Annotated in this window: 22 protein-coding genes; 8 read left to right on the top strand and 14 right to left on the bottom strand. The window is 61.7% G+C overall.

The features are described 5' to 3' along the window. The first annotated feature begins 44 nt into the window (after nt 1-44). Genes Q1W15_RS07145 through Q1W15_RS07135 form a run of 3 tightly spaced genes read left to right on the top strand, consistent with a single transcriptional unit; the run spans nt 45 to nt 3,101 of the window. Nucleotides 45-1,223: an amino acid ABC transporter permease gene (locus tag Q1W15_RS07145; protein WP_300725519.1), complete on the top strand. Its 1,179-nt coding sequence runs from the start codon at nt 45-47 to the stop codon at nt 1,221-1,223. 9 nt (nt 1,224-1,232) lie between these two features. Next, nucleotides 1,233-2,330, top strand: coding sequence for an amino acid ABC transporter permease (locus Q1W15_RS07140; RefSeq protein WP_300725517.1), 1,098 nt, complete (start codon nt 1,233-1,235; stop codon nt 2,328-2,330). A gap of 9 nt (nt 2,331-2,339) precedes the next feature. Next, nucleotides 2,340-3,101 carry an amino acid ABC transporter ATP-binding protein gene (locus Q1W15_RS07135; protein WP_300725515.1) on the top strand — a complete coding sequence of 254 codons (762 nt, stop codon included), beginning with the start codon at nt 2,340-2,342 and terminating at the stop codon, nt 3,099-3,101. Nucleotides 3,102-3,182: 81 nt separating this feature from the next. On the opposite strand, the gene Q1W15_RS07130 is transcribed toward Q1W15_RS07135, so the two are convergent. The 3 genes from Q1W15_RS07130 to Q1W15_RS07120 all read right to left on the bottom strand — a co-directional run bounded on the left by Q1W15_RS07130 (nt 3,183) and on the right by Q1W15_RS07120 (nt 5,738). Further along, nucleotides 3,183-3,491 carry a class I SAM-dependent methyltransferase gene (locus Q1W15_RS07130; protein ID WP_300725512.1) on the bottom strand — a complete coding sequence of 103 codons (309 nt, stop codon included), beginning with the start codon at nt 3,489-3,491 and terminating at the stop codon, nt 3,183-3,185. Nucleotides 3,492-3,785: 294 nt separating this feature from the next. After that, on the bottom strand, nt 3,786-4,220 hold the full coding sequence (locus Q1W15_RS07125) for a DoxX family protein (protein WP_300725510.1): 435 nt from the start codon (nt 4,218-4,220) through the stop codon (nt 3,786-3,788). A gap of 99 nt (nt 4,221-4,319) precedes the next feature. Beyond that, nucleotides 4,320-5,738: a transglycosylase SLT domain-containing protein gene (locus tag Q1W15_RS07120; protein ID WP_300725508.1), complete on the bottom strand. Its 1,419-nt coding sequence runs from the start codon at nt 5,736-5,738 to the stop codon at nt 4,320-4,322. A 237-nt stretch (nt 5,739-5,975) separates the two neighbouring features. On the opposite strand from Q1W15_RS07120, the gene Q1W15_RS07115 reads away from it, so the two are divergent. From Q1W15_RS07115 to Q1W15_RS07105, 3 genes are all read left to right on the top strand, one after another. Then, nucleotides 5,976-6,782, top strand: a complete 807-nt coding sequence (locus Q1W15_RS07115) for a TatD family hydrolase (protein ID WP_300725507.1) — start codon at nt 5,976-5,978, stop codon at nt 6,780-6,782. Nucleotides 6,783-6,900: 118 nt separating this feature from the next. Next, entirely contained in the window at nt 6,901-8,382 is a 1,482-nt protein-coding gene (locus Q1W15_RS07110; protein ID WP_300725505.1) for a methyl-accepting chemotaxis protein, read from the top strand. A gap of 99 nt (nt 8,383-8,481) precedes the next feature. After that, entirely contained in the window at nt 8,482-8,739 is a 258-nt protein-coding gene (locus Q1W15_RS07105; protein WP_300725503.1) for a terminase, read from the top strand. Nucleotide 8,740: 1 nt separating this feature from the next. Here the strand turns inward: Q1W15_RS07105 and Q1W15_RS07100 are convergent, their stop codons facing one another. From Q1W15_RS07100 to Q1W15_RS07090, 3 genes are all read right to left on the bottom strand, one after another. After that, nucleotides 8,741-9,538, bottom strand: a complete 798-nt coding sequence (locus tag Q1W15_RS07100) for an acyl-CoA thioesterase II (RefSeq protein ID WP_300725501.1) — start codon at nt 9,536-9,538, stop codon at nt 8,741-8,743. A gap of 76 nt (nt 9,539-9,614) precedes the next feature. Then, nucleotides 9,615-10,382, bottom strand: coding sequence for a CHAD domain-containing protein (locus Q1W15_RS07095; RefSeq protein WP_300725499.1), 768 nt, complete (start codon nt 10,380-10,382; stop codon nt 9,615-9,617). Nucleotides 10,383-10,408: 26 nt separating this feature from the next. Further along, nucleotides 10,409-10,687 (bottom strand): hypothetical protein, encoded by a 279-nt coding sequence (locus Q1W15_RS07090; protein ID WP_300725497.1) that lies wholly within the window; start codon nt 10,685-10,687, stop codon nt 10,409-10,411. Between the two features lie 165 nt (nt 10,688-10,852). Here Q1W15_RS07090 and Q1W15_RS07085 point away from each other — a divergent pair, with 165 nt between their 5' ends. Beyond that, on the top strand, nt 10,853-11,893 hold the full coding sequence (locus tag Q1W15_RS07085) for a patatin-like phospholipase family protein (protein ID WP_300725495.1): 1,041 nt from the start codon (nt 10,853-10,855) through the stop codon (nt 11,891-11,893). Here the strand turns inward: Q1W15_RS07085 and Q1W15_RS07080 are convergent. The 8 genes from Q1W15_RS07080 to Q1W15_RS07045 form a co-directional block, all read right to left on the bottom strand. Further along, complete coding sequence (locus tag Q1W15_RS07080) at nt 11,890-12,576, bottom strand: response regulator (RefSeq protein ID WP_300725493.1); 687 nt, start codon at nt 12,574-12,576, stop codon at nt 11,890-11,892. The two genes, Q1W15_RS07085 and Q1W15_RS07080, sit on opposite strands and share 4 nt — an antisense overlap. A 36-nt stretch (nt 12,577-12,612) precedes the next feature. After that, complete coding sequence (locus tag Q1W15_RS07075; protein ID WP_300725491.1) at nt 12,613-15,276, bottom strand: sensor histidine kinase KdpD; 2,664 nt, start codon at nt 15,274-15,276, stop codon at nt 12,613-12,615. Nucleotides 15,277-15,369: 93 nt separating this feature from the next. Further along, nucleotides 15,370-15,921: a potassium-transporting ATPase subunit KdpC gene (gene kdpC / locus Q1W15_RS07070; RefSeq protein ID WP_300725489.1), complete on the bottom strand. Its 552-nt coding sequence runs from the start codon at nt 15,919-15,921 to the stop codon at nt 15,370-15,372. A gap of 17 nt (nt 15,922-15,938) precedes the next feature. Further along, nucleotides 15,939-18,008, bottom strand: coding sequence for a potassium-transporting ATPase subunit KdpB (kdpB, locus tag Q1W15_RS07065; RefSeq protein ID WP_300725487.1), 2,070 nt, complete (start codon nt 18,006-18,008; stop codon nt 15,939-15,941). 10 nt (nt 18,009-18,018) lie between these two features. Beyond that, nucleotides 18,019-19,713 carry a potassium-transporting ATPase subunit KdpA gene (gene kdpA, locus Q1W15_RS07060; RefSeq protein ID WP_300725485.1) on the bottom strand — a complete coding sequence of 565 codons (1,695 nt, stop codon included), beginning with the start codon at nt 19,711-19,713 and terminating at the stop codon, nt 18,019-18,021. Between the two features lie 8 nt (nt 19,714-19,721). Continuing rightward, a complete protein-coding gene (gene kdpF, locus Q1W15_RS07055) occupies nt 19,722-19,811 on the bottom strand; it encodes a K(+)-transporting ATPase subunit F (protein WP_300725483.1) in 90 nt (29 codons plus the stop codon). 392 nt (nt 19,812-20,203) lie between these two features. Then, nucleotides 20,204-21,442: a hypothetical protein gene (locus tag Q1W15_RS07050; protein ID WP_300725481.1), complete on the bottom strand. Its 1,239-nt coding sequence runs from the start codon at nt 21,440-21,442 to the stop codon at nt 20,204-20,206. Nucleotides 21,443-21,470: 28 nt separating this feature from the next. Further along, complete coding sequence (locus Q1W15_RS07045) at nt 21,471-21,920, bottom strand: YcgN family cysteine cluster protein (RefSeq protein ID WP_300725479.1); 450 nt, start codon at nt 21,918-21,920, stop codon at nt 21,471-21,473. A 155-nt stretch (nt 21,921-22,075) separates the two neighbouring features. Here Q1W15_RS07045 and Q1W15_RS07040 point away from each other — a divergent pair, with 155 nt between their 5' ends. After that, entirely contained in the window at nt 22,076-22,669 is a 594-nt protein-coding gene (locus Q1W15_RS07040; RefSeq protein WP_300725477.1) for a nitroreductase family protein, read from the top strand. The last annotated feature ends 166 nt before the right edge of the window (nt 22,670-22,835 follow it).

The raw sequence follows: 22,835 nt of genomic DNA, 5'->3' as shown, positions 1-22,835 counted from the left end.
GCTGCCGGGCACTGTCCCTTCGCCTGTCTTTCAGGGGGCGCTGCATGCACACTCAAATCGTTACCAGGCCTCGTTTCTCTTTGGCCAACCCCGCCACACGGGCCTTGATTTTCCAGTTGCTGACCGTGATAGCGGTCGTCGCGTTCGGCTGGATGCTCTACCACAACACCTACACCAACCTGATGCACCGCGGCATCACCACCGGCTTCGATTTTCTGCAGAACACGGCCGGCTTCGGTATTGCACAACACCTGATTGACTACACCGAGTCCGACTCCTATGCGCGGGTCTTCCTCATTGGCTTGCTCAATACGTTGCTGGTGTCGGCCATCGGTGTGGTGCTGGCCACGGTTCTAGGCTTCGTGATCGGCATCGCCCGGCTCTCGCCCAACTGGTTGATCAGCAAACTGGCCACGGTGTATGTCGAGGTCTTTCGCAATATCCCGCCTCTGCTGCAAATTCTGTTCTGGTACTTCGCCGTGTTCCTCTCAATGCCCGGCCCGCGCAATGCCCACGGGTTTATGGAGGTGTTTTTCGTCAGCAGCCGCGGGCTGAACATGCCGGCGGCCCTACCCGCAGACGGTGCCTGGCCTTTTTGGGCCAGCCTGGCCCTCGCAATCGTCGCCTCGGCACTGATGTGCCGCTGGGCCACCCGGCGGTTTGAAGCCACCGGCCAGCCGTTTCACAAGGTATGGGCAAGCCTGGCGCTGGTGCTCGTGCTGCCGACCCTCAGCGTTCTGCTGTGGGGCAGCCCGGTTCACTGGCAAGTCCCGGAGCTCAAGGGCTTCAATTTCGTCGGCGGCTGGGTGCTGATCCCGGAGCTGCTGGCGCTGACCCTGGCGCTCACGGTCTACACCGCCGCCTTTATTGCGGAAATCGTGCGCTCGGGCATCAAGTCGGTCAGCCACGGCCAAACCGAAGCTGCGCGTTCACTGGGGCTGCGCCCCGGGCCGATGCTGTCAAAGGTGATTATTCCGCAAGCCCTGCGGGTGATCATCCCGCCACTCACCAACCAGTACCTCAACCTGGTCAAAAACTCGTCGCTGGCCGCCGGTATCGGTTACCCCGAAATGGTTTCGCTGTTTGCCGGTACGGTGCTGAACCAGACAGGCCAGGCCATTGAAGTGATTGCGATCACGATGAGCGTCTACCTCGCTATCAGCATTTCCATCTCGATGCTGATGAACCTCTACAACAAGCGCATTGCGCTAATTGAGCGATAAGGGTTGGCCATGAGCGCACACACCTTTAAACCTGACCTGCCGCCGCCCACGACCAGCGTCGGCCCCTTGGCCTGGATGCGGGCGAATCTGTTCTCCAACTGGCTGAACACGCTACTGACCCTGTTCGCGCTGTACCTGGTGTGGCTGGTGTTGCCGCCCTTGCTGAGCTGGTCGATTGTCGATGCCAACTGGGTCGGCACCACCCGCGCCGACTGCACAAAAGAAGGCGCGTGCTGGGTGTTTATCCAACAACGCTTTGGCCAGTTCATGTACGGCTATTACCCGTTCGAACAACGCTGGCGCGTCGATACCACGGTGTTGCTGGCGATCATCGGCGCAGCGCCTCTGTTTATTTCGCGCTTCTCGCACAAAACGGTGTACGGGCTGAGCTTCCTGGTGGTGTACCCGGTCATCGCTTACGGCTTGCTGCACGGCGGCGTGCTGGGCCTTAGCCAAGTGGCAACCAGCCAATGGGGCGGCCTGATGCTGACCCTGGTCATCGCCACGGTGGGCATCGCCGGGGCCTTGCCGCTGGGCATCATCCTGGCACTGGGGCGGCGCTCGCACATGCCGGCGATCAAGGTGGTATGCGTCACCTTCATCGAATTCTGGCGCGGCGTGCCGTTGATCACGGTGCTGTTTATGTCGTCGGTGATGTTGCCGCTGTTCCTGCCCGAGGGCATGAGTTTCGACAAGCTGCTGCGCGCGCTGATTGGCGTAATTCTGTTCCAGTCGGCGTATGTGGCTGAGGTGGTGCGTGGCGGCCTGCAGGCCATACCCAAAGGGCAATACGAAGCGGCAGCGGCCATGGGCCTGGGCTACTGGCGAAGCATGGGCCTGGTGGTGCTGCCGCAAGCCTTGAAACTGGTGATTCCGGGCATCGTGAACACCTTTATCGCGCTGTTCAAAGACACCAGCCTGGTCATCGTCATCGGCCTGTTCGACCTGCTCAACAGCGTCAAACAAGCGGCTTCTGACCCCAAGTGGCTGGGCATGGCCACCGAAGGCTATGTGTTTGCTGCTCTGGTGTTCTGGATCTTTTGTTTTGGTATGTCGCGCTACTCCGTTCACCTGGAACGCACGCTCGATACCGGCCATAAAAATTAGGAATCAATCATGTCTCAAGCCCTGAAAGAAACCACCGGCGAAACCATCATCCAGCTGCAGGCCGTGAACAAATGGTACGGCCAGTTTCATGTACTCAAAGACATTAACCTCACCGTCAAAAAGGGCGAGCGCATCGTGTTGTGCGGCCCTTCGGGTTCCGGCAAATCCACGACCATCCGCTGCATCAACCGCCTGGAAGAGCACCAGGCAGGCCGCATTATTGTCGACGGTATCGAGCTCACCCAAGACCTGAAACAGATCGAGGCCATTCGCAGCGAAGTCGGTATGGTCTTTCAGCACTTCAACCTGTTCCCGCACCTGACGATTCTACAAAACTGCACGCTTGCCCCCATGTGGGTGCGCAAAACGCCCAAGCGCCAGGCTGAAGAAATTGCCATGCATTACCTGGAGCGCGTACGGATCCCGGAACAGGCGCACAAGTACCCCGGCCAATTGTCCGGGGGCCAGCAACAGCGGGTGGCGATTGCGCGGGCGTTGTGCATGAAACCGAAAATCATGCTGTTCGACGAGCCGACATCTGCCCTGGACCCAGAGATGGTCAAAGAGGTACTGGACACCATGGTGGGCCTGGCCCAGGACGGCATGACCATGTTGTGCGTCACCCACGAAATGAACTTCGCACGAACCGTCGCAGATCGGGTGATCTTCATGGACAAGGGCGAAATCGTTGAACAGGCCAAGCCCGACGTGTTCTTCGACCACCCTCAAAACGAGAGGACCAAGCTGTTTCTCGGGCAAATTCTGCACTAGCCCGGCCCGCAGCACGCTCAGCGGCGATATTTAGCAGTGGGCCGGCGGGGTCAGCCGCCCACTGCTGCTGTTGCGAGCGCCTTAGCGCAGGGCAATCAACCCCTGGCGCGACACACGGACCAGGTTGCGAATGACCTGCTCGGCCAACTCGGCACCCGGCGACTGAATAACCGCCAGGTCGAAGTGATTACTGGCAAAACGCTCGAGATTGTCACCGGCTTGCGCAAACTGAATCAAAAAGGCCGAAGCGCGGCCTTTTCGGCGTGGCCACCCATCCAGATAACGCAACAGCGTTGGCTGATGATTGCCGCCTAACAGAATTTTGGGGTTGCGCAAGCTGACAGGAGCCGTGACCGGCACCAGACGTACAAGGGGATGTGGCTGACTCATGAATCGGTTCTCCGCCTCAAGTTTCTGCGTGGCAGGTGAGAGGCAACACCGAACCAGCGCTTTAGCGGTATTTGGAGACCTGTATCAAGCCTCGGCGCCCCGCAAGTAGCTGTTTAAATCGGCGCAAGAAACATCCTAGAGAAACCGGGTTACAACTGTCAACAATCACGTTTACACGGGCCGCTCAGGCCACACACAACACCGCTGCGCAGGCGCGAGCTTGCTCGCGATCTTTTGACCTGCCGTTTAATCGAAAGAGCCGATTGCGCGGCCCCCTCTGCACACACGCTAGCCTCAGTCAGCAATGGCCCGATCAAGGGAGATTTTGCCCGCCCCTTCAATCAACACCGCGAGCGTGCCACCCAGCAGCGCCAGGGCAAACTCATAACCGTTATTGGCCATGAACAGGCCGTTGTGGATATGCACCGAGAAAATCGCCACCAGCAGGGTAAACGACAACCCCAGCGCCGCCGGGCGGGCCAGCAAACCGATGATCAACGCCAAGCCACCGAAGAACTCGGTGCCGCCGGCCATCAGGGCCATCAACGTGCCGGGGGCCAGGCCGATGCTTTCCATCCATTGTGCAGTGGCCGCAAGACCATTGCCGCCGAACCAGCCAAACAGTTTTTGCGAACCGTGGGCCGCAAAAATAATGCCGACAAAAATACGCAAAACCGTCAGCCCATAACCCGCGCGAGTGTTCAAAACGGTGTGGATCAATTTGCTCATGGCGAAGCCCTTTCAGTCAGATGGGAATGGACAGCATACTAATCGAATAAACCATTACTAAAAGCCGAAAAACCCTGACAAAACAATCAAGTTATTCGATTATTTTCGGGCAACCCGTTCAGGCTTCAAGGGCTCCAGCGAGTCCCGCTCGCGGTCAAAGGCCAAGTAGTACTTGTTCACGCTATTAACATAGCTGACGGCCCCCATTCCCACTTGTTCCATCGCGATACGCTCAACTTGAAAGAACCATTTGTTGGGGTTCAAACCCCGTCGCCTGGCTTCAGCCCGCATGCTCTGCACGCGTTCCGGCCCCATGTTGTAGGCCGCCAGCACAAACGCCATGCGCTCTCGCTCGTTGAGTTTGGGGCTGGAAAAGAACGTGCGGCGGATCATGGCCAGGTACTTGGCCCCGGCCTGTACATTGCTGTCGACATTTTGAATGTTATTGACCCCCACGCGCTGAGCGGCGGCCGAGGTGATTTGCAGCAGGCCCGTGGCCCCGCCCGAGCCTTTGGCGGCCGGGTTAAGGGCCGATTCCTTGAACGCCAGCGCGGCCAGGTTCAACCAGTCCATACCTTGCTGGCTCGCGTGTTTTTGCAATACCGGGCGCAGCTTTTCCAGCTTCTGGCGGTCTGCATGGGCCAAGGGGTAATGCACCCGGTAGAGCCGCCGATACACCCGTTCAAACGCCACATCCTGATCGTCGGGGGCCGTATAACGGGTCAGAAACTGATCAATGCTGGCACGTAACATGGAGGCATCGCGCCGTACATACCAGCGCATCGCTGTCGGTTCGCTGACCAGCACCTTGCGGTCGAAACGCAGTTTGGGCATCAGCGTGGCCCAGCGCTCAGCAATCGGCTGCTCAACGATGGTCAGGTGAAAAATGCCGGCTTGCACCATTTCCAGCACATCCTCTACGGCCAGGCTGGGGTCCACCCATTCGATCTTCACCGGCGGTAATTTGCGCAGCGCCAGTTTTTGATTGATCGCATTGACCGCCGCCCCCGCGGCGCTGCCCGTGGTAAGGGCCAGCGTGCGGCCTGACAGTTGTTCGAAACGGGTATAACGATGCTCACCTTTCACCCCCACCAGCAGTAAGGGCACGTCATCGATAATCGGGTTGCTGGGGCTGATGGCATGGCTGGGCGGCGCATCGATCAATTCGCCGGGGGCAACCAGGTCGCCCTCCCCGCGCATTAACGCGCCCAGCAATTGGTCCTTGGGGGTCGGGATAATCTTGAGAGTGATTTCATGACCATCGCGGGCGCGCTGGTTGAGGTAGTGTTCAAAAGCCCGCAGCCGGTGGTATTCCACGCCGATGGCCTGGCCCTGCACTTCGCCGGAACTGTTGCGGCTTTGGTTGACCAGCACCCGCAGCACCTGGCTGCTGCGAATTTGAGCCAGATCGCGAACCTGACTCGGCTGCCCGACCTGTAGCGGGCCAGCCAGGCGCGCCAGTGCCGGTAAGGGCAACAGCAGCAGGCACAGCGCAAGCAAAAGCGTGGGTCTTGTCATCCGTTCTCCGGAAAGAATACAGCCCAGCACCCTGTCAGATTACCCGACAATCGGTCGCCCCTTTTCGGGGTTTTCGGCGCTGAAAACAGCACGCAAAACGATAAATGCGCCCTGTGGCGTACGGGGCATTACGTTGTTGCGGCATTCAAAGACAACCATAACTGTCTGTAGTTCTTGATTTTTCTTATAAATCTACAGCTCTGATATGCTTCGCGGCCTGTGGCCTGAGGTAGCACCATGCAACTCATCGATATCGGCGTCAACCTGACCAACTCCGCCTTCGACGGCAAGCACGAAGCGGTGCTGGAACGTGCGTATACGGCTGGCGTGGCACAACTGGTGCTCACCGGCACCAGCGTCGACGGCAGCGAACAGGCTTTGAACCTGTGCCGCGCACTGGACGAAAGCGGCCAACGGCTGTTTGCCACGGCCGGTATTCACCCCCACTCGGCCAGCGACTGGAACAGCGACAGCGCCCAGCGCTTGCAAGCCTTGCTCCAGGCCCCCAACGTCCGCGCCGTGGGCGAATGCGGGCTGGACTTCAACCGCGACTTCTCGCCCCGCGCGCAACAGGAAAAGGTGCTGGAGTACCACTTGGCACTGGCGGTTGACTTGCAGTTGCCGGTGTTCCTGCATGAACGCGATGCCAACCCACGGCTACTGGAAATCCTGCAGGACTACCGCGACCACTTGCCCGCTGCAGTGGTGCACTGTTTTACCGGCGAAAAAGACGCCCTGTTCAGCTACCTCGACCTGGACCTGCACATCGGCATCACCGGCTGGATTTGCGATGAACGTCGCGGCACGCACTTGCACCCGCTGGTGCGCGAGATCCCCCGTGGCCGGCTGATGCTGGAAAGCGATGCGCCGTACCTGCTGCCACGCACCTTGCGGCCCAAACCCAAAAGCGGACGCAACGAGCCGGCCTACTTGCCCGAAGTGCTGCGCGAAGTCGCGCGCCATCGCGGCGAAAGCGAAGCCGACCTGGCCGCCCACACCACTGCGTGCGCCCGCCGCTTTTTCGGCCTGCCAGCCCTCCTGTAGCGACGACTGCCGGTGGCTCCACTGTGACCTTGACTCATATCAACAAGCCTGTACTGAATAGCGGCACAATAATGGCACCTTGCCAATAGTGTTTCCGCCAAATCAGAGAAGACCTTCCATGGGTACCTGGCTTAGCAACATCTCGCTCAAATACAAATTCTGGGCCGTCAACGCGGTTGCCTTTGTGACCACCTTGCTGCTGGTGCTGTACGCCGTGCAACTGGAACAGCAATCGCGCAGCCAGGCCGCCCAGAGCAGTGCCCAGGCCCAGGCGCACCTGCTCAAGGCCTGGCCCGCGAACCAGCCCTTGCCGCAAAACGAGCACGTGGTGTTGCTCGATAGCACGCCAGTGCCCGGCCTCAGTGAGCTGCAACTGGCGCAGTTGCGTCACGCCAACGGCTGGGCCGCCTTCAACCCCCCGTCTACGTTCGGCTCAGACCTGCTGCTGGGTGGCGACGTGCTGACCCGGGCAGACGGGCAAAAAGCCGCCGTGCTGGCCTATGCGCCCAGCCTGGCCCACGTGTTTGTCGACCGCTTGCCTCACTACGCGGCGGCCGTGCTGATCCTGATGCTGGCCATGCTGGCGGCGTCGCAATTGCTGATCCGCTTTCTGCTCAGCCAGCTCAACACCTTGAAAGACGTGATGCTGCATGTGGAGAGCACCGGCGACCTGTCCGCCCGTGTGCCCCTGGCCTGCGCCGATGAAGTGGGGCAAATGGCCAGCGCCTTTAACGCCATGCAGGCCGGTTACCAGCGGGTGGTCAGCACCGTGGCCGACACCGCCGCGCAACTGGATGCAGGAGCCGCCCGCCTGGCCAGCAGCATGGACGAGGTGCGCCACGGCATGCTCGGCCAGCAAAGCGAAACCGATCAGGCCGCCACCGCGATCAACGAAATGTCCGCCACCGTGCACCATATCGCTCAGCACGCGGGGGCCACCCGCGACCTCTCGCAAACCGCCGACACTCTGGCGGGCAGCGGGCAACAGGTAGTCAGCCGCGTGCAGCAGTCCATCGCCAGCCTGTCCACGGGGGTGCAAAGCACCGCCGAAATGATCCAGAAACTCGCCCAGGACAGCCAGAAGATCAACGGCGTGGTCAGCGTGATTCACAGCATTGCCGAGCAAACCAACCTGCTGGCCTTGAACGCCGCCATTGAGGCCGCACGGGCCGGTGAGATGGGGCGCGGGTTTGCCGTGGTGGCCGATGAAGTGCGGCACTTGGCCAAACGCGTACAAACCTCCACCGACGAGATCACGTTAATGGTCCAGGCGTTGCAATCGGGTACCCGCGACGCGGTGGACTTTATGCAGGAAAGTTCGTTCAAGGCCGATGACTGCGTGCAACAGGCTCAGGAAGCCGGCGCGGCGCTGGCCGACATCACCGATGCCGTGGCCCGTATGCGTGAGAGCAATACGCAAATCGCCGTCGCCGCCGAGCAGCAAAGCCAGGTGGCGGAAGAAATGACCCGAGCGGTCGTGAGTATTCGCGACGTTACGGAAAACACCGTGCAGCAGACCGTCGACTCGGCCACCACCAGCAGCCAGTTGGCCACACTGGCGGGTGAACTGAACCGGGCCATTGGTCAGTTAAAGCTATAAGGCCAATAGCCATTGTCGATTCGCAGTCGCCGCTTTGCGCCCCTATTCTTTGTTCATCCGGTTCAGCCAAGGCTGAACCCTCGAACAAGGAGAACAATCATGGGCAAACGTCATCCTCACTTACCCGCCTGGCAATGGCGCTCCAACCCACAGCGCCATCCGCGTGCAGCGAGTCAGGCGGCTCATCTGATGGGCGCCGGTATCATGGTCGTGGCCTTTTTGCTGTTGGCCTCCGGCATTTTCAGCGCCAACGCCAGCAGCGCGGTGATTGGCCTGATCGCCCTGTTTGGTGCACTGGCCTTGCAACGTCAAGCCCGCACGAGCGAAACCAAGGACGCGTCCAGCAAGGCCTTTTGATTCAGCCGAAAACGGTGACCGTCTGGCGGCTGATTGCTATCAGCTCGCCAGACGGGGCCCACAGGTTGGCCGCGACATGGCCGTAACCGTCACGGGCATGGTCGATCACGGCCAAGTATTGGCATGCTTGCAAGGTGCTGACGGCGGGCAATGGCTGCACAAACTCAAGGGTCCAGGTCAATGTGCTGCCGGCGGCAGGCCTGCTCAACAGCGGCAACAACGCCGGTGGCCAAGCGTCCACCAGCGCCAGCAGATGGGTTTCGGTCACGGGCTCATCCGGCACATCGCCCGCCAGGCGCACCCACCCGCCCATCTCACGGCCACCCTGGCCAGTAAACGGCAAAGCCCCCACCGCCCATCCCATCGATAGGTGGCGCATAAATTCCGGGGTTATGCCTTTGATGTAGGGCAACAGCGGGCAGTCGCCTTCCGGTTTCATGGACGGTGCCGGCTGGCCATCAATGCGCGCGGCCGATTCGCGGGCCGCACCAAAACTGCCTTGTACCAACGTCACTACCGCGCCGTTTTGCACCACGCGGCCCAACACTTGGGTGACCGCCTTGCCTTCGCGCAGCACCTCGACCTCAAAGCTGACGGGAACTTCAGGTTCCACCGGGCCTACAAAACTCACCGACAATGAACGCAGGGCGCGCTCTACAGCGACCTGCGCCCGCATGGCTTCATACTGCAAAGCCACCACCAGGCCGCCAAAACTGGCCCGCCCCTGCCCCCAATCGGCGGGAATGATGACGCTGGATGCATTGCGGCGAACCGCCTGGATCAATTCAGAGAACTGCATAACCACCTCGACGTCCATTGAGAGCCGGTCATACTACCCACCCGCCAACCTGTGCACAGCGTCTATATCGGCCATTCTAGGCGTGAAAACAGGCGGCGCTGAGCTTCACCAGTGCACGGTCGGCGTTTTTCTCGCCCGCCTCCAACGCTGCCCGCCACTTTGCAACACACGGTTGCAAGTCTGGCTGCTGCTCGGCCTGCAACAACCACTGCCAAGCGTCATGCCATTCGCCCAAGGCCTGTTGCGCGGCCTTGAGCCGCTCGATCACCAACGGCGGCAGGTGATCCAGGTCGGGGTAGGCCTGGGCGGCGTAGCGCACGCGCTTGATCAACAGCCGCACGCGGTGCCGGTCGTGGCCCGGATCATTCAGGGCCTTTTCCAGGGTGCGCCATTGTTTTTCCAGGACCTTCTCGATGCGTTGACGCAAGCCGCGCAGCAAACCTTCACGCTCGGCCGCCCGCAGAAAACGCGGAAAAACATCCACAATCATCAACAACTGCGCCAGTTCGGCGCTCTCGGCCACGGTGGCATACGTGGCGGTACGCGACTGCAGGTACTTGGCCGCCAACGGTGCATAGCCGTGCGCCTGCAACCAGGCTCCCAGCACTTCACGGTCGCGCAGCGGCGTGGTGAAGCGGCCAACCCCGGCGGCCGCCATCTCCAGTTGCAAAACCCCCGGCAAACCACGCAAGGGCCTTAAAACGCTGCGCAGTCGACGTACGGTGGTACGCAAATCGTGCAGCGCTTCAGGGTCGGTATCAGCTTGCAAACGCGCCTGGCAGGCCAACAATTTGACCTCCAGGCGTACCACCACTGCCGCAATCCGGTCAGCCCACTCAGACATCCTTACCCTCCCCAACCCACATTGACTTAACGCCCCGCACGGGACTCACGAATATAGAAACGCGCTTTTTCGGCCTTGCTTGTACAGCCTTCGAACGCTTCGAACTGTTGCTGGGTTTTGGCGGCCGTCAGCAAGGAAAACGCCTTGGAATAACTGATCGTGCCGGCAAACCCTTCGGCCTTGGCCAAGTCCAGCTCATGCCAGGCCGCATCCAGTTGCGTGGCGCAACTGTCGCGATAAGCGGCTTTACCCGCACACCCGGCCAAAGCAATGACCATCAAGGGCAAACACATCCATGCTTTCATGCTGATTTCCTCACGATTGGTATTCAGTGCAGGCTAAGACGGGCAACCTGTCAAAAAGTGCCCGGTAACCCCCATCACTCTAGCCTAAAGGGGGAAAATGCAACGGGCTGTCGCTGTAGCGCACAAAAGGGCATTGTGAACGTCTGACTGGCGAAGGATCGACTCATGAAAAAGCGGATCGCATTGGTGTTGGGTTCTGGCGGTGCCAGGGGTTATGCGCATATCGGGGTCATTGAAGAACTCGAAAGCCGCGGTTACGACATCGCCTGCATCGCGGGCTGTTCAATGGGCGCGGTGGTCGGCGGCATCTACGCCGCCGGCAAGCTTGATCTGTACCGCGACTGGATTCAAAGCCTGGATTATCTCGATGTGTTACGGCTGGTGGATGTCAGTTTTCGCCTGGGGGCCATTCGCGGCGAGAAAGTCTTCGGCCAAATCCGCAATATCGTCGGCGAGATCAATATCGAAGACCTGCGCATTCCCTACACCGCCGTCGCCACCGACCTCACTCACCAACAGGAGATCTGGTTTCAGGAAGGCTGCCTGCATCAAGCCATGCGCGCCTCGGCGGCGATCCCCAGCCTCTTCACCCCGGTGATGCAAGGCAACCGCATGCTGGTGGACGGCGGCCTGCTTAACCCGTTACCGATCGTGCCGGTGGTGTCCAGCCACTGTGACCTGATCATCGCCGTCAACCTCAACTCCACCCAGCAGAACGGCTACCAATTGCCGGTCATTCCCCGCACACCCGCCTTCAAAAGCCGCTTTGACAACCTCATGACATCCCTCGGCTCGCACCTGCCGTTTCGCAACAAACACGCCCAGGACCTGCTCGATCTGGAGCGCGAAATGCTCAAGCCGGCCCCCAGCGAAACAGTCGACCCCTGGCTACAGCCGCCACGGGGCACCTGCGAGCAAGCGACAGCAGCGCCCACCGCAGAGGGTGCGCCGAAATCCGCGACCGGCTCGTTTATCATCGACAACGTCGGTGCGGCCTCGCTGCTGGACTTGGTCAACCAGAGTTTCGAGGTGATGCAAACGTCTCTGGCGCAATACAAGATCGCCGGTTACCCGCCCGATATTCTGATCAACGTGCCCAAGCGCGCCTGCCGGTTTTTCGAGTTTTACAAGGCACCGGAACTTATCGCACTGGGCCGCGAAATTGCCCGCGACACCCTGGACCGCTACGAGCGCGACGCGCATTAATCCAGCAAGCGATACCCCACGCCGGCTTCCGTGGCGATAAAACGCGGCCGAGTGGGGTCATCCGCCAGTTTTTGCCGCAAATGCCCGACCACGATGCGCAGGTAATGGGTGTTTTCAACGTGGCTAGGGCCCCAGATGGCCGTCAACAGTTGCTGTTGGGTAATCACCCGCCCCGGGTGCTGCGCCAGTTGCGCGAGTACAGCGTATTCCTTGCGGGTCAAGGGCACTTCAACGCCCTCCAGCAGTACGCGGCGAAAGGCCAGGTCGATGCTCAAGGGGCCCCGCTCAATCGCACCCGCGTGGGGCTCTGCGCCGGGGGCCTGGCGCAACAGCGCGCGGATGCGCGCCAAAAACTCCTGAATCCCGAAGGGCTTGGTCACGTAGTCGTTGGCCCCGTTGTCCAATGCCTCGACTTTTTGCGTTTCACTGGCGCGCACCGACAGCACCAGCACCGGCACGCCCGACCACTCGCGCAAGTCGCGCAGCACTTGCTGGCCGTCCATGTCTGGCAGGCCCAGGTCCAGCACCACCACGTCCGGTCGCCCCAACGCGGCCTGGCTCAGCCCTTGCTCGCCGGTTGCAGCCTCCAGCACGGTGTAGCCCTGGGAGACCAGGCTGATGCGCAAAAACTTGCGAATCTGTGGCTCGTCGTCGATGACCAGTACGGTTGCAGGCTGGCTCATGGTTTCTCATCGCGGCAAAGGAAGGGCAAAAGAATATCAGCGATCGGGATCGACCTCTTCATCAGCGGCCGGTTGTTGCGCCAACGGTAAATACAGGGTGATGCAGGTGCCCTGGCCGTCGATGCCCGCGCCCACGGTGATGCGCCCGCCATGGGCACCGACCATGCCCTGGCAAATCGCCAGGCCCAGCCCCGTGCCCTGGCCGCCACGGTCCCCCCGTGCGGCGGTGTAAAACATGTCGAAAATCCGGGCGCGGTCGGCTTCGGGAATGCCCGGCCCCTGATCACTGACGGCAAACCACAGCTCACCCGCATCCGCCCCGGCACTCAACTGCAACACACCATGGGGCGGGGAAAAGCGGGCCGCGTTTTCCAGCACGTTCACCAGCGCCTGCTCGATCAGGGCCGCGTGGACATGCAGCAGCGGCAATGGCGCGGGCACCGCCACGCGCACCTGCAACGGTGCCAGCACTGCACGCAGACGGTTCAACGCGCTGCCCACGATGTCGGCAGGAGACACCCAGTCGCGGGCCAGTTTCAAGGCTCCGTGGCCCAGGCGGGTCATGTCCAGCAGGTTCTGAATGTAGCGGTCCAGCCGTTCGGCTTCGTCGCGGGTGCCTTCGAGCAAGTCGCGCCGGTCGGCCAGCGGGATCGCCTCGCCCAGCGCCAGCAACGTGTCGATGCTGCCGCGCATGGTGGTCAGCGGTGTGCGCAAGTCGTGTGACACCGAGGCCAGCAACGCGCTGCGCAACTGTTCGGTTTCACCATGCAGCCGTGCGGCTTCCAGGTCTTGCGCCAACTGAGCACGGGCCAGCGCCTGGGCCAGCGGCTGGCTGAGCGCCATCAATAATCGCCGATGCTGATCACTGAACGGCTGGCCGTCTTTGGGGCACACCCCAAGCAAGGCCAACGGCGCACTGTCCACCGTCAATGGCCACCACCACCAGCGGCCCATCGGCAAGGTGCCCGTGCCATGGCCTGCAGGTTGGTCATGGGCCCAGGCCCAGTCGGCGGCGGCCCGCTCCGCCTCGCTGAACGTCAGCGGGCCACCCGTCTCGACCGTCCAGCCGGCGTTGCCATCGCGGTTGAGCAAACACAGATGCACGCTTTTCCAGCCGCTCAAATGCTGGGCGGCGGCCGTGATCACCGCCTGGCGATCGGTGGCGGCGGTGAGCCGGCGCGACAGGTCGAGCAGCTCGGTGGTTTCCTGCTGAGTGTCGCGCAATGCCTGCAACTGCCGCCGTTGCCGGGCCGCCAGGTTGCCGGTCAGAGCGGCCATCAGCAGGAAGAACAACAGCGTCAGCACATCCTCTTCGCGCTGGATGCTCAGCGAGAAGTTAGGCGGAATAAACAAAAAGTCATAGGCCAAAAACGACAGCGCCGCACAGGCCAGCGCTGGCCCCAGGCTGCTGCGCACGGCCACCAGCAGCACGGCGGCCAGAAACACCAGTGAGATATTGGGCAATGCCAGCACACTGGACACGCCCCAGGCCAAGGCACTGGCCAGCAGCGTGGCCAGCACCGCCAGGCCATAGTCAAACCCCCTCAGTGAAGGGCTACGGCGGCCGGGGCCCGTGTGCAGCGTGGGCTCGTTGTCGAGCACGTTGATTTCCAGGCCATGGGCATCGCGCAATAACCGCGCCGCCAACCCGCCGCCAAACACCCGTCGGCGCCACGAGGGCCGCGATTGCCCCACCAGCAACAGGCTGGCGCGGCGTTCACGGGCGTGCAGGATCAGGGTTTTGGCGACTTCACCGGCGCGCAACAGCACCACCTCGCCCCCCAGGCGCTCTGCCAGTTGCTGAGCGCTTTGCAGGCGCAAGCGCGATTGTTCATCCTGTGCGCTGCCGTTATCCACCGACACCAGGCTCCAGGGCAGATGCCGACGCTCCGCCACTCGGCTGGCGTGGCGCACCAGGCGCTCGGCATGCACGTCGCCCTTGATCCCCACCAACAACCGCCCGCGCAAAGCCGGCGCGGCCTGGCCCAATTGGCGGTAGCCCTTGTCCAGTTCATCGTCGACGTACACGGCGGCGGTCTGCATCGCCAATTCGCGCAGGGCATTGAGGTTGGTCTGGCTAAAGAACGCATCAATGGCCGCACGCGCCTGCTCGGGCACATACACCTTGCCGTCGCGCAAGCGCTCCAGCAGTTCACGCGGCGGCAAGTCGATGAGCAACAGTTCATAGGCTTCCTGCACCACCCAGTCGGGCACGGTTTCGCGCACCTGCACCCCGGTGATACCCCGCACCTGGTCGTTCAGGCTTTCCAGATGCTGCACGTTGACGGTGGTGTACACGTCGATCCCGGCGGCCAACAGCTCTTGCACGTCCTGCCAGCGTTTGGCATGACGGCTGCCAGGCGCGTTGCTGTGAGCCAGTTCATCCACCAGCACCAAGGCCGGCCGGGCCTGCAACAACCCATCAAGGTCCATCTCTTCGAGCGGCACCCCGCGGTACTCAGAGCGCAGCAAGGGCTGTTGCGCCAACCCGTTCAGCAGCGCCTCGGTTTCGGCGCGACCGTGGGTTTCGATCACGCCAGCGATCACCTTGATGCCCTGGCGCACCTGTGCATGAGCGGCCTGCAACAGGGCATAGGTTTTGCCCACGCCGGGTGCCGCCCCCAGAAACACCTTGAGCCGGCCACGGCCTGCCCGGGGCAAATCAGCTAACAGCGCATCGGCGCGACCGGAATCATTCATGGGATGTCCTTATACGTCTTGGGGTGCCAGAGCGGGCACCCCACCTGTAGCCCCCCGCGTAACGCGCGGTGGACTACACGTTGTAAACACAGGTCAGCGGTTGAGCTCGGCCAGTGCCTGGTTCAGCAGCAGCACGTTCACCACCGGCGGTCCTACCCAGGGTTGCTCGGTGTGTGCGGCCACGAGCTGTTCGACGGCCTGCACCGGCAGGTGGCGCGCGGCGGCAACACGTGCCAGTTGATAGCGTATTGCCTCGGGTGGCAAGTGCGGGTCGAGGCCGCTGCCCGAGGTGGTCAGTAAAGCCATCGGCACCGGGCCCTGGCCGGCCACGGCCCATGTCGCTGCGCTGTCCTTGATGCGCGTTGCCAGCGCCGGGTTACTCGGGGCCAGGTTACTGGCAGCGCTGGGCACGGTGGCAAACGCCCCCGCTGACGGCCGTGGCTGAAACCACGCCTCCCCGGTGAAGTCCTGCGCGATCAAACGTGAACCGCGCACGGCACCAACACTGTCACGCAGCAAACTGCCGTTGGCCTGCTCAGGGAAAGCCAGTTGCGCAATGCCCGTCACGGTCAGCGGGTACACCACCCCGGTAATGGCCGTCATCAACAGCATCAGGCTCAGGGCCGGGCGTAATAAAGTCATCATGGGCAATTTCTCCAGGGTTAAACCAGGTGCAGCGCAGTGAGCAACAGGTCGATCAGTTTGATGCCCACGAACGGCACCACCAGCCCGCCCACGCCATAAATCAGTACGTTGCGGCGCAGCAATTGCGCGGCACTGCTGGCCTGCACCCGTACCCCGCGCAACGCCAGCGGAATCAACAGCACAATAATCAATGCGTTAAAGACAATGGCCGACAGGATGGCGCTCTGCGGGCTGGCCAGGTGCATCACGTTAAGCACCGCCAATGGCGGGTAAACCGAGGCAAACAGCGCGGGCAGAATGGCAAAGTATTTGGCCACGTCATTGGCAATCGAAAATGTGGTCAGCGCGCCCCGTGTCACCAGCAACTCCTTGCCGATTTGCACCACATCCAGCAGCTTGGTCGGGTCGCTGTCCAGGTCGACCATATTCGCGGCCTCGCGGGCGGCCTGGGTGCCATCGTTCATCGCCATGCCCACATCGGCCTGGGCCAGCGCCGGGGCATCGTTGGCACCGTCGCCACACATGGCAACCAGTCGGCCGTCGTTTTGTTCGTGACGAATACGCGCCAGTTTTTTCTCGGGCGTGGCCTCGGCCAGCACGTCGTCCACGCCCGCTTCGGCGGCAATGGCGGCGGCAGTCAGCGGGTTGTCACCGGTGACCATCACGGTGCGGATGCCCAGCTTGCGCAACTCGGCAAACCGCTCGCGTATACCGGGCTTGACCACGTCCTTGAGGTGCACGGCCCCCAGCAGTTGGCCCTCGGCGCACACCAACAACGGCGTGCCACCGCTTTGCGCAATCTGCTCGATGTCACGCGCCAGGCTGGTGGGCACGGCACTGCGGTCCAGGCCGACAAACGCCAGCACCGAATCCACCGCGCCTTTGCGATACACCCGGCCGTGCCAATCGATGCCCGACAGACGCGTTTCAGCGGTGAACGGTACGGCGGTGAAGTCCGCCACCGACGGCTGCGCCAGGGGGTAGTGGTGAGCGATAAATTCGACGATGGATTTACCTTCCGCCGTTTCGTCCGCCAGCGACGCCAGCAGCGCGCCTTCGGCCAACGCCTGGGCACTGATACCCGGAGCCGCATACAGCGCACTGCAACGGCGATTGCCAAAGGTGATGGTGCCGGTCTTGTCCAGCAGCAACACATGCACGTCCCCCGCCGCCTCCACTGCGCGCCCGGATTTGGCGATCACGTTCAGGCGCACCAGGCGGTCCATACCGGCTATACCGATGGCCGACAGCAAGCCGCCAATGGTGGTGGGAATCAGCGTGACCAGCAGCGCCACCAAAAACACCAGCGGCAAGCGCCCCCCCGAGAACGCCGCAAAGGGTTGCAGCGTCACGACCACGATCAAAAAGATCAGGGTCAGGCCGATCAGCAGAATATCCAGCGCCACTTCATTGGGGGTTTTCTGCCGTTTGGCCCCCTCCACCAGCGCGATCATGCGGTCCAGGGTCGACTCGCCGGGGTTGGCGCTGATGCTCACCAGTAGCCAATCCGACACCAGCCGGGTATTGCCCGTGACTGCCGAGCGATCGCCCCCCGACTCTCGTATCACCGGGGCCGACTCGCCGGTAATTGCCGCTTCGTTGACCGCTGCGATGCCTTCGATGACTTCGCCATCGCCGGGGATCATTTCCCCGGCTTCAACGCGGACCACATCGCCCTTGCGCAAACGGGTGGCCGCCACGACTTCATAGCTACCGTCAGCCATGCGCCGCCGCGCACTCAAGCCAACACTGCCCGCCTTGAGGCTGTCAGCGCGGGCCTTGCCCCGGCCCTCGGCCAAAGCTTCGGCGAAGTTGGCAAACAACACGGTGAACCACAGCCACACGGCGATTTGCACCGCCACCCCGGTGGGCACGAGCGGGTCGGGCACCACGCACAACACGGTGGTGAACATGGCGGTCAATTCGACCACCAGCATCACCGGCGAGCGTTTGAGCTGGCGCGGGTCCAGCTTCACAAACGCTTGCAGCAGGGCGGGCCGCCAGAGGTGCGCAAAGGCCGTTTTCGGGGCTTCGGGTACCTGATTATCAGGCGCAGATTTAAGTGAAACAGGCGCAGGCAGAGTCATCATCGTCTCCTCAGAAACCCAAAGTCAGTTGTTCCGCTATCGGCCCCAGGGCCAATGTCGGCAGGAACGTCAGGCCACCCACCAACACGATGGTCACGGTTAACAGCACGACAAACAGCGGGCCGTGGGTCGCAAAACTGTTCGGGTCGAGCGGCGCGGCTTTCTTGATCGCCAGGCCGCCCGCCAGCGCCAGCACTGGCAAGATGTAACCGAAGCGGCCAATCAACATGCCCACCCCCAGCATCAGGTTGTAAAACGGCGTATTGGCATTGAGCCCGGCAAACGCCGAACCGTTATTGGCGCTGGCCGAGGTAAAGGCGTACAGCACCTGGCTGAAGCCGTGCGGGCCGGGGTTGCTCACCGAGGCCATGGCACCCGGTACCGCCGTAGCAATCGCACCCAGCACCAGCACGCCCACGGGCATCACCAACAACGTGACCACCAGCAGTTGCACATCCCTGGCTTGCAGCTTTTTGCCGAGGTATTCCGGCGTGCGGCCAATCATCAGCCCGGCCAAAAACACCGCGATCAACACGTTAAGCAACATGCCGTAAAGCCCTGCCCCCACGCCGCCGAAAATCACTTCGCCGACCATCATATTGACCAGCGCCACCATTCCGCTGAGGGGGCTGAGGCTGTCATGCATCGCATTGACCGAACCATTGGACGCGGCGGTCGTGGTCGTGGCCCACAACACGCTGCCCGTGGTGCCGAAGCGCACTTCCTTGCCTTCCAGCGGTGCGGTGTGCTCCACCTGCGGGCTGTTCAGGGCCGGGTTAGGCTGGTATTCGGCGTACAGCGCAGTGCCGCCACCGATCAAAAACAGCGTCAGCATGCAGGCCAGAATGGCGCGGCTTTGGCGCAGATCCTTGACGTAATGACCGAAGGTAAACACCAGCGCCACAGGTATCAGGATGATCGAAGCTACCTCGAACAGATTGCTCCAGGCGCTTGGGTTCTCGAACGGATGCGCCGAATTCACCCCGAAAAAGCCGCCGCCGTTGGTACCCAGTTGTTTGATCGCAATCTGACTGGCGGCCGGGCCGAGCGGGATCACCTGATCCACACCTTGCAGCGTCAAAGCGTTCGCATACTGGGCGAAGGTTTGCGGCACGCCCTGCCACACCAACACCAGCGCCAGCACCAGGCACAGCGGCAACAGGCCGTAGAGCGTGGCGCGGGTCATATCGGCCCAAAAGTTACCCAGCGTATGAGCCGAACGCCGGCTGATACCACGGCACAGCGCCACCAGCACGGCCAGGCCCGTCGCGGCGCTGACAAAGTTCTGCACGGTCAGCCCGGCCATTTGGCTGAAATAGCTGAGCGAGGCTTCGCCGCTGTAACTTTGCCAATTGGTGTTGGTGACAAAACTCACCGCCGTGTTGAACGCTTGCGTCCACGCCTGCCCTGGCAAGTGTTGCGGGTTGAGGGGCAGGTACTGCTGAAACAGCAGAATCGCAAACAACAACACAAAGCCGGCGAGATTGAACGCCAACAAGGCCCGGGCGTACTGCTGCCAAGTGTGCTCGGTGCCGGGGTCGACCCCGGCGACGCGATAACAGGCCCTTTCCACAGGGCCGAGCAGCGGGGTCAGCCAAGTGCGTTGGCCTTCCATCACCCTGAAGTAAAACCGCCCCAGCCACGGTGCTGGCAGCAACACCAACCCGAAAAACGCCAGAACCAGCGCATAGTCATAAATGTGCATGGCGGCTCCTAATGCTGACCGGCGCGCAACAGCGCCACCAGCAGATAAACGAACAGCCCGGCTGCCAACAGCAGCGACACCCCATCCAGAACGCCCATGCCAAAACTCCCAAAAGCGGCGACTGCCGCGTGTAGGAAGAGTGTGTGGAATGAGGGCGTAAAGGATCGAGATCGAGAGGGATGTTGGTTCGTAAAGAAGTCGTAAAAAACACAGAAAGCGGTCGTGATGTTGACCTACCTGCCCTCCCGGGAGACCGAAAGGGTCTTGAAAATCAAAATCAACAGCGCGTGCGGCGTGTTCCGTAGCAGTTGCCGAGCCATGCGAGGCTACGCCCGATTGCGCAGCGATCGTAAAACCTGAATCCCGGATCTAACAGGAACACCGCGCTGTCTGGTTTCACGACGGCTTCGCCGCCGGACGTAGCCTCGTTCTACTCGTCAACTGCTACGGGTTGTGTAGTCGCTGCTGATCGGGAGGAGGCCGAGCGCGGTCAGCGCAGTAATGAGGTATCAAGCACGTCAGAACCACTGCCCAGCACGCTTTCGCTGAGTTGAATAAACGACTGGGTGTTGACCTTACCCGCTCGCATCAACGCTTGGCTCACATCGTCCAGCGAACGCTTGCTGTGGGTGTGCAGGCGTATCTCACGGTCGAGCGCCTGCAACAGGGTGACCGAACGCGCCACCGTCGCGACGCTGGCCGGTGTGCCGCGCAGGCGCGTAACCCCTTTGCCCGCCGCATTGAGACGGTGTTGCAAGGTTTGGTAGCGCTCGTCGCTCATGCCACCGGCCCGGCGCATCAGTTCAATGGCGTAGTACTCGCTCAAGCCTTCGCTGATCCACTCATGGCCCGGCTCAGCATTGATGTCGCTAAACAGTTGCACCACTTCGCGCAACAATGGGCTGCTGCCATTTTCGCTGACCATCGGCAAGCTGCTGGAGAGGTAGATCGAATTGCGCGCCGCAGCGCTGCCTTTCCACATCGGGCTGCCAGCGCCCACGATCAACAACTTGGCCGGGTTGCGCGGGAACACGGCCTGGACCTGAGGCCAGACGAATGTCAGTAAGGTCAGCACGTCCATACGCCGCATACCCTGCCCTTGCGGCGCGGCAACGGTGACTTCGGTTTCACCCAGGGTGGTGCGGCGGCTGCCCAGCGTGCCCGCGAGCATCCAGCCCGTCGGGCGGTCGAAGACCCGTGTCACGTCATCGATGCGAAAACGTTGTTTGCCAATACGCGGCCAGGCGGTTTCAACGCTTTTCCAGCCCTCTGGCAACTCGAAGGCCAGGCGTGAGGCCCATTCGATACCGTCCTGCTGATCAAGGGTGGCGGGGGGGACGAGTTGCTCACCGCGAAACAGGGCCCACTTGGGCGTGATCCGCGTTTGGTAGCTGCCGTTCGGGTATTGATGGTCCAATTGCACGCGGTAGGTCAGGCTGGCCTTGCCCGCCTCCGGGTGCCACAGGCCCCGGCTGTGCTGGGCGTCGGGTGTCAGCTTCCACGGGCCGTCTGCCTTGAAGTCGGTGTAGTTGCCCGGCGCACCCAGGTCGAACTCCAGGCTGCGCACCACCGCGCCGTCGCCCAGCGTAAGGCGCACTTCGGCCTGATTGCTCTCGGGCAACAGGCGAACGTGGTAGTCCAGATCGACCTTTTTGGCCGCCCACACGGGGCCGCCGCTGATCAACAGCAGCAGGCCCAACCCGGCAAGCCCTTTAAAACGCAGCGGCATAGACACTCCTTCGCGACCGCTCCGGCAGTTAACCGGCGCGAAAAATCAGATGATCTTCCCAGTCGTCTTCCGACACGCTGCCTTCGGCAAGCATGCGGCCTGATTGGGAAATACGCTCATGGTGCACGGCTTCAGGGTCACCACAGACCAAGGGGTGCCACAGTGGCAAGTCCTTACGCTCGCTGACCAGACGGTAGCCGCAGGTTACAGGCAGCCACTTGAACGACTCGGCCTTGCCCGGTGACAGCTGGATGCAGTCCGGCACGCTGTCGCGACGGTTGGGGTAGTCGGTGCACTGACAGGTTTTCAGATCGAGCAGTTTGCAGGCAATGCGCGTGTAGTAGACGCTGTTGTCGTCTTCATCTTCGAGCTTTTGCAAACAGCACAATCCGCAGCCGTCGCACAGCGACTCCCATTCCTCCTGATCCAGTTGGTCAAGGGTTTTGCGGATCCAGAAGGGTTGAACGATTGCGGCCATGGTTCGAACATCAACATCAGGGAGTGGAAAAGGCCGCCAGTCTAGTGCCCAAAGGCCCGTGGGCCAAGGGCTGGCCGTCAGACTTGTCAGTCGCATGGCATAACAGTAGCTTTATGCCCGGTCTTAACCCATTACATTCAACTCAGGACACTCGAATGCCAGCCTCACACCGCATTGCCGAACACGCGATTGATGAACAATTTACTCAGCGCTGGTCGCCCCGCGCCTTTGACGACACCCCGATCGACAAACCGACGCTGCTGAGTTTTTTCGAAGCGGCGCGGTGGGCACCGTCGGCTTACAACGCCCAACCGTGGCGTTTCCTGTTCGCCTTGCGCGGCACACCGGACTTTGACCGTTACCTGAAACTGCTGGTGGAATTCAACCAGGGCTGGGCCAAGCACGCCGCTGCGCTGGTGGTGATCGTGTCGAAAACCACGTTTGCCACACCGGGCACCACCGAAGAAAAACCGGCCCCCACCCACGCTTTCGACACTGGCGCAGCCTGGGGCTACCTGGCGCTGCAAGCGCACTTGAGCGGCTGGCACACCCACGGCATGAGCGGTCTGGACTACGAACGCGCGCGCCAAGAACTGAAAATCCCCGAGGGTTATGAGGTGCAAGCGATGGTGGCCATCGGCAAGATTGGCGACAAAACCCGCCTGGTGGATTACCTGCAAGCCAAGGAAGTGCCCAGCCAGCGCGAGCCCCTGAGCACCCGCGTGGCAGAAGGCGATTTCAGCCTGTAACGATTCCCTCGTATTCGTTGCCGAAGGAACAAGGCTGCGTCTGGTTGCCAAGCAAGCGTAAACGCTGAGTCCCGGGTTTGACCGGGGTTCAAGACGCCTTCGGCGCCGGACGTAGCCTCGCAAAGCGCGTCAACGACTACCGGTGGGTAGTCGCTGCCCAAGGATT

Source organism: Pseudomonas sp., assembly GCF_030150285.1.
Lineage (GTDB): Bacteria > Pseudomonadota > Gammaproteobacteria > Pseudomonadales > Pseudomonadaceae > Aquipseudomonas.
The sequence above is the reverse complement of the archived record's forward strand: the minus strand, read 5'-3'. Positions and strand labels throughout refer to the sequence as shown.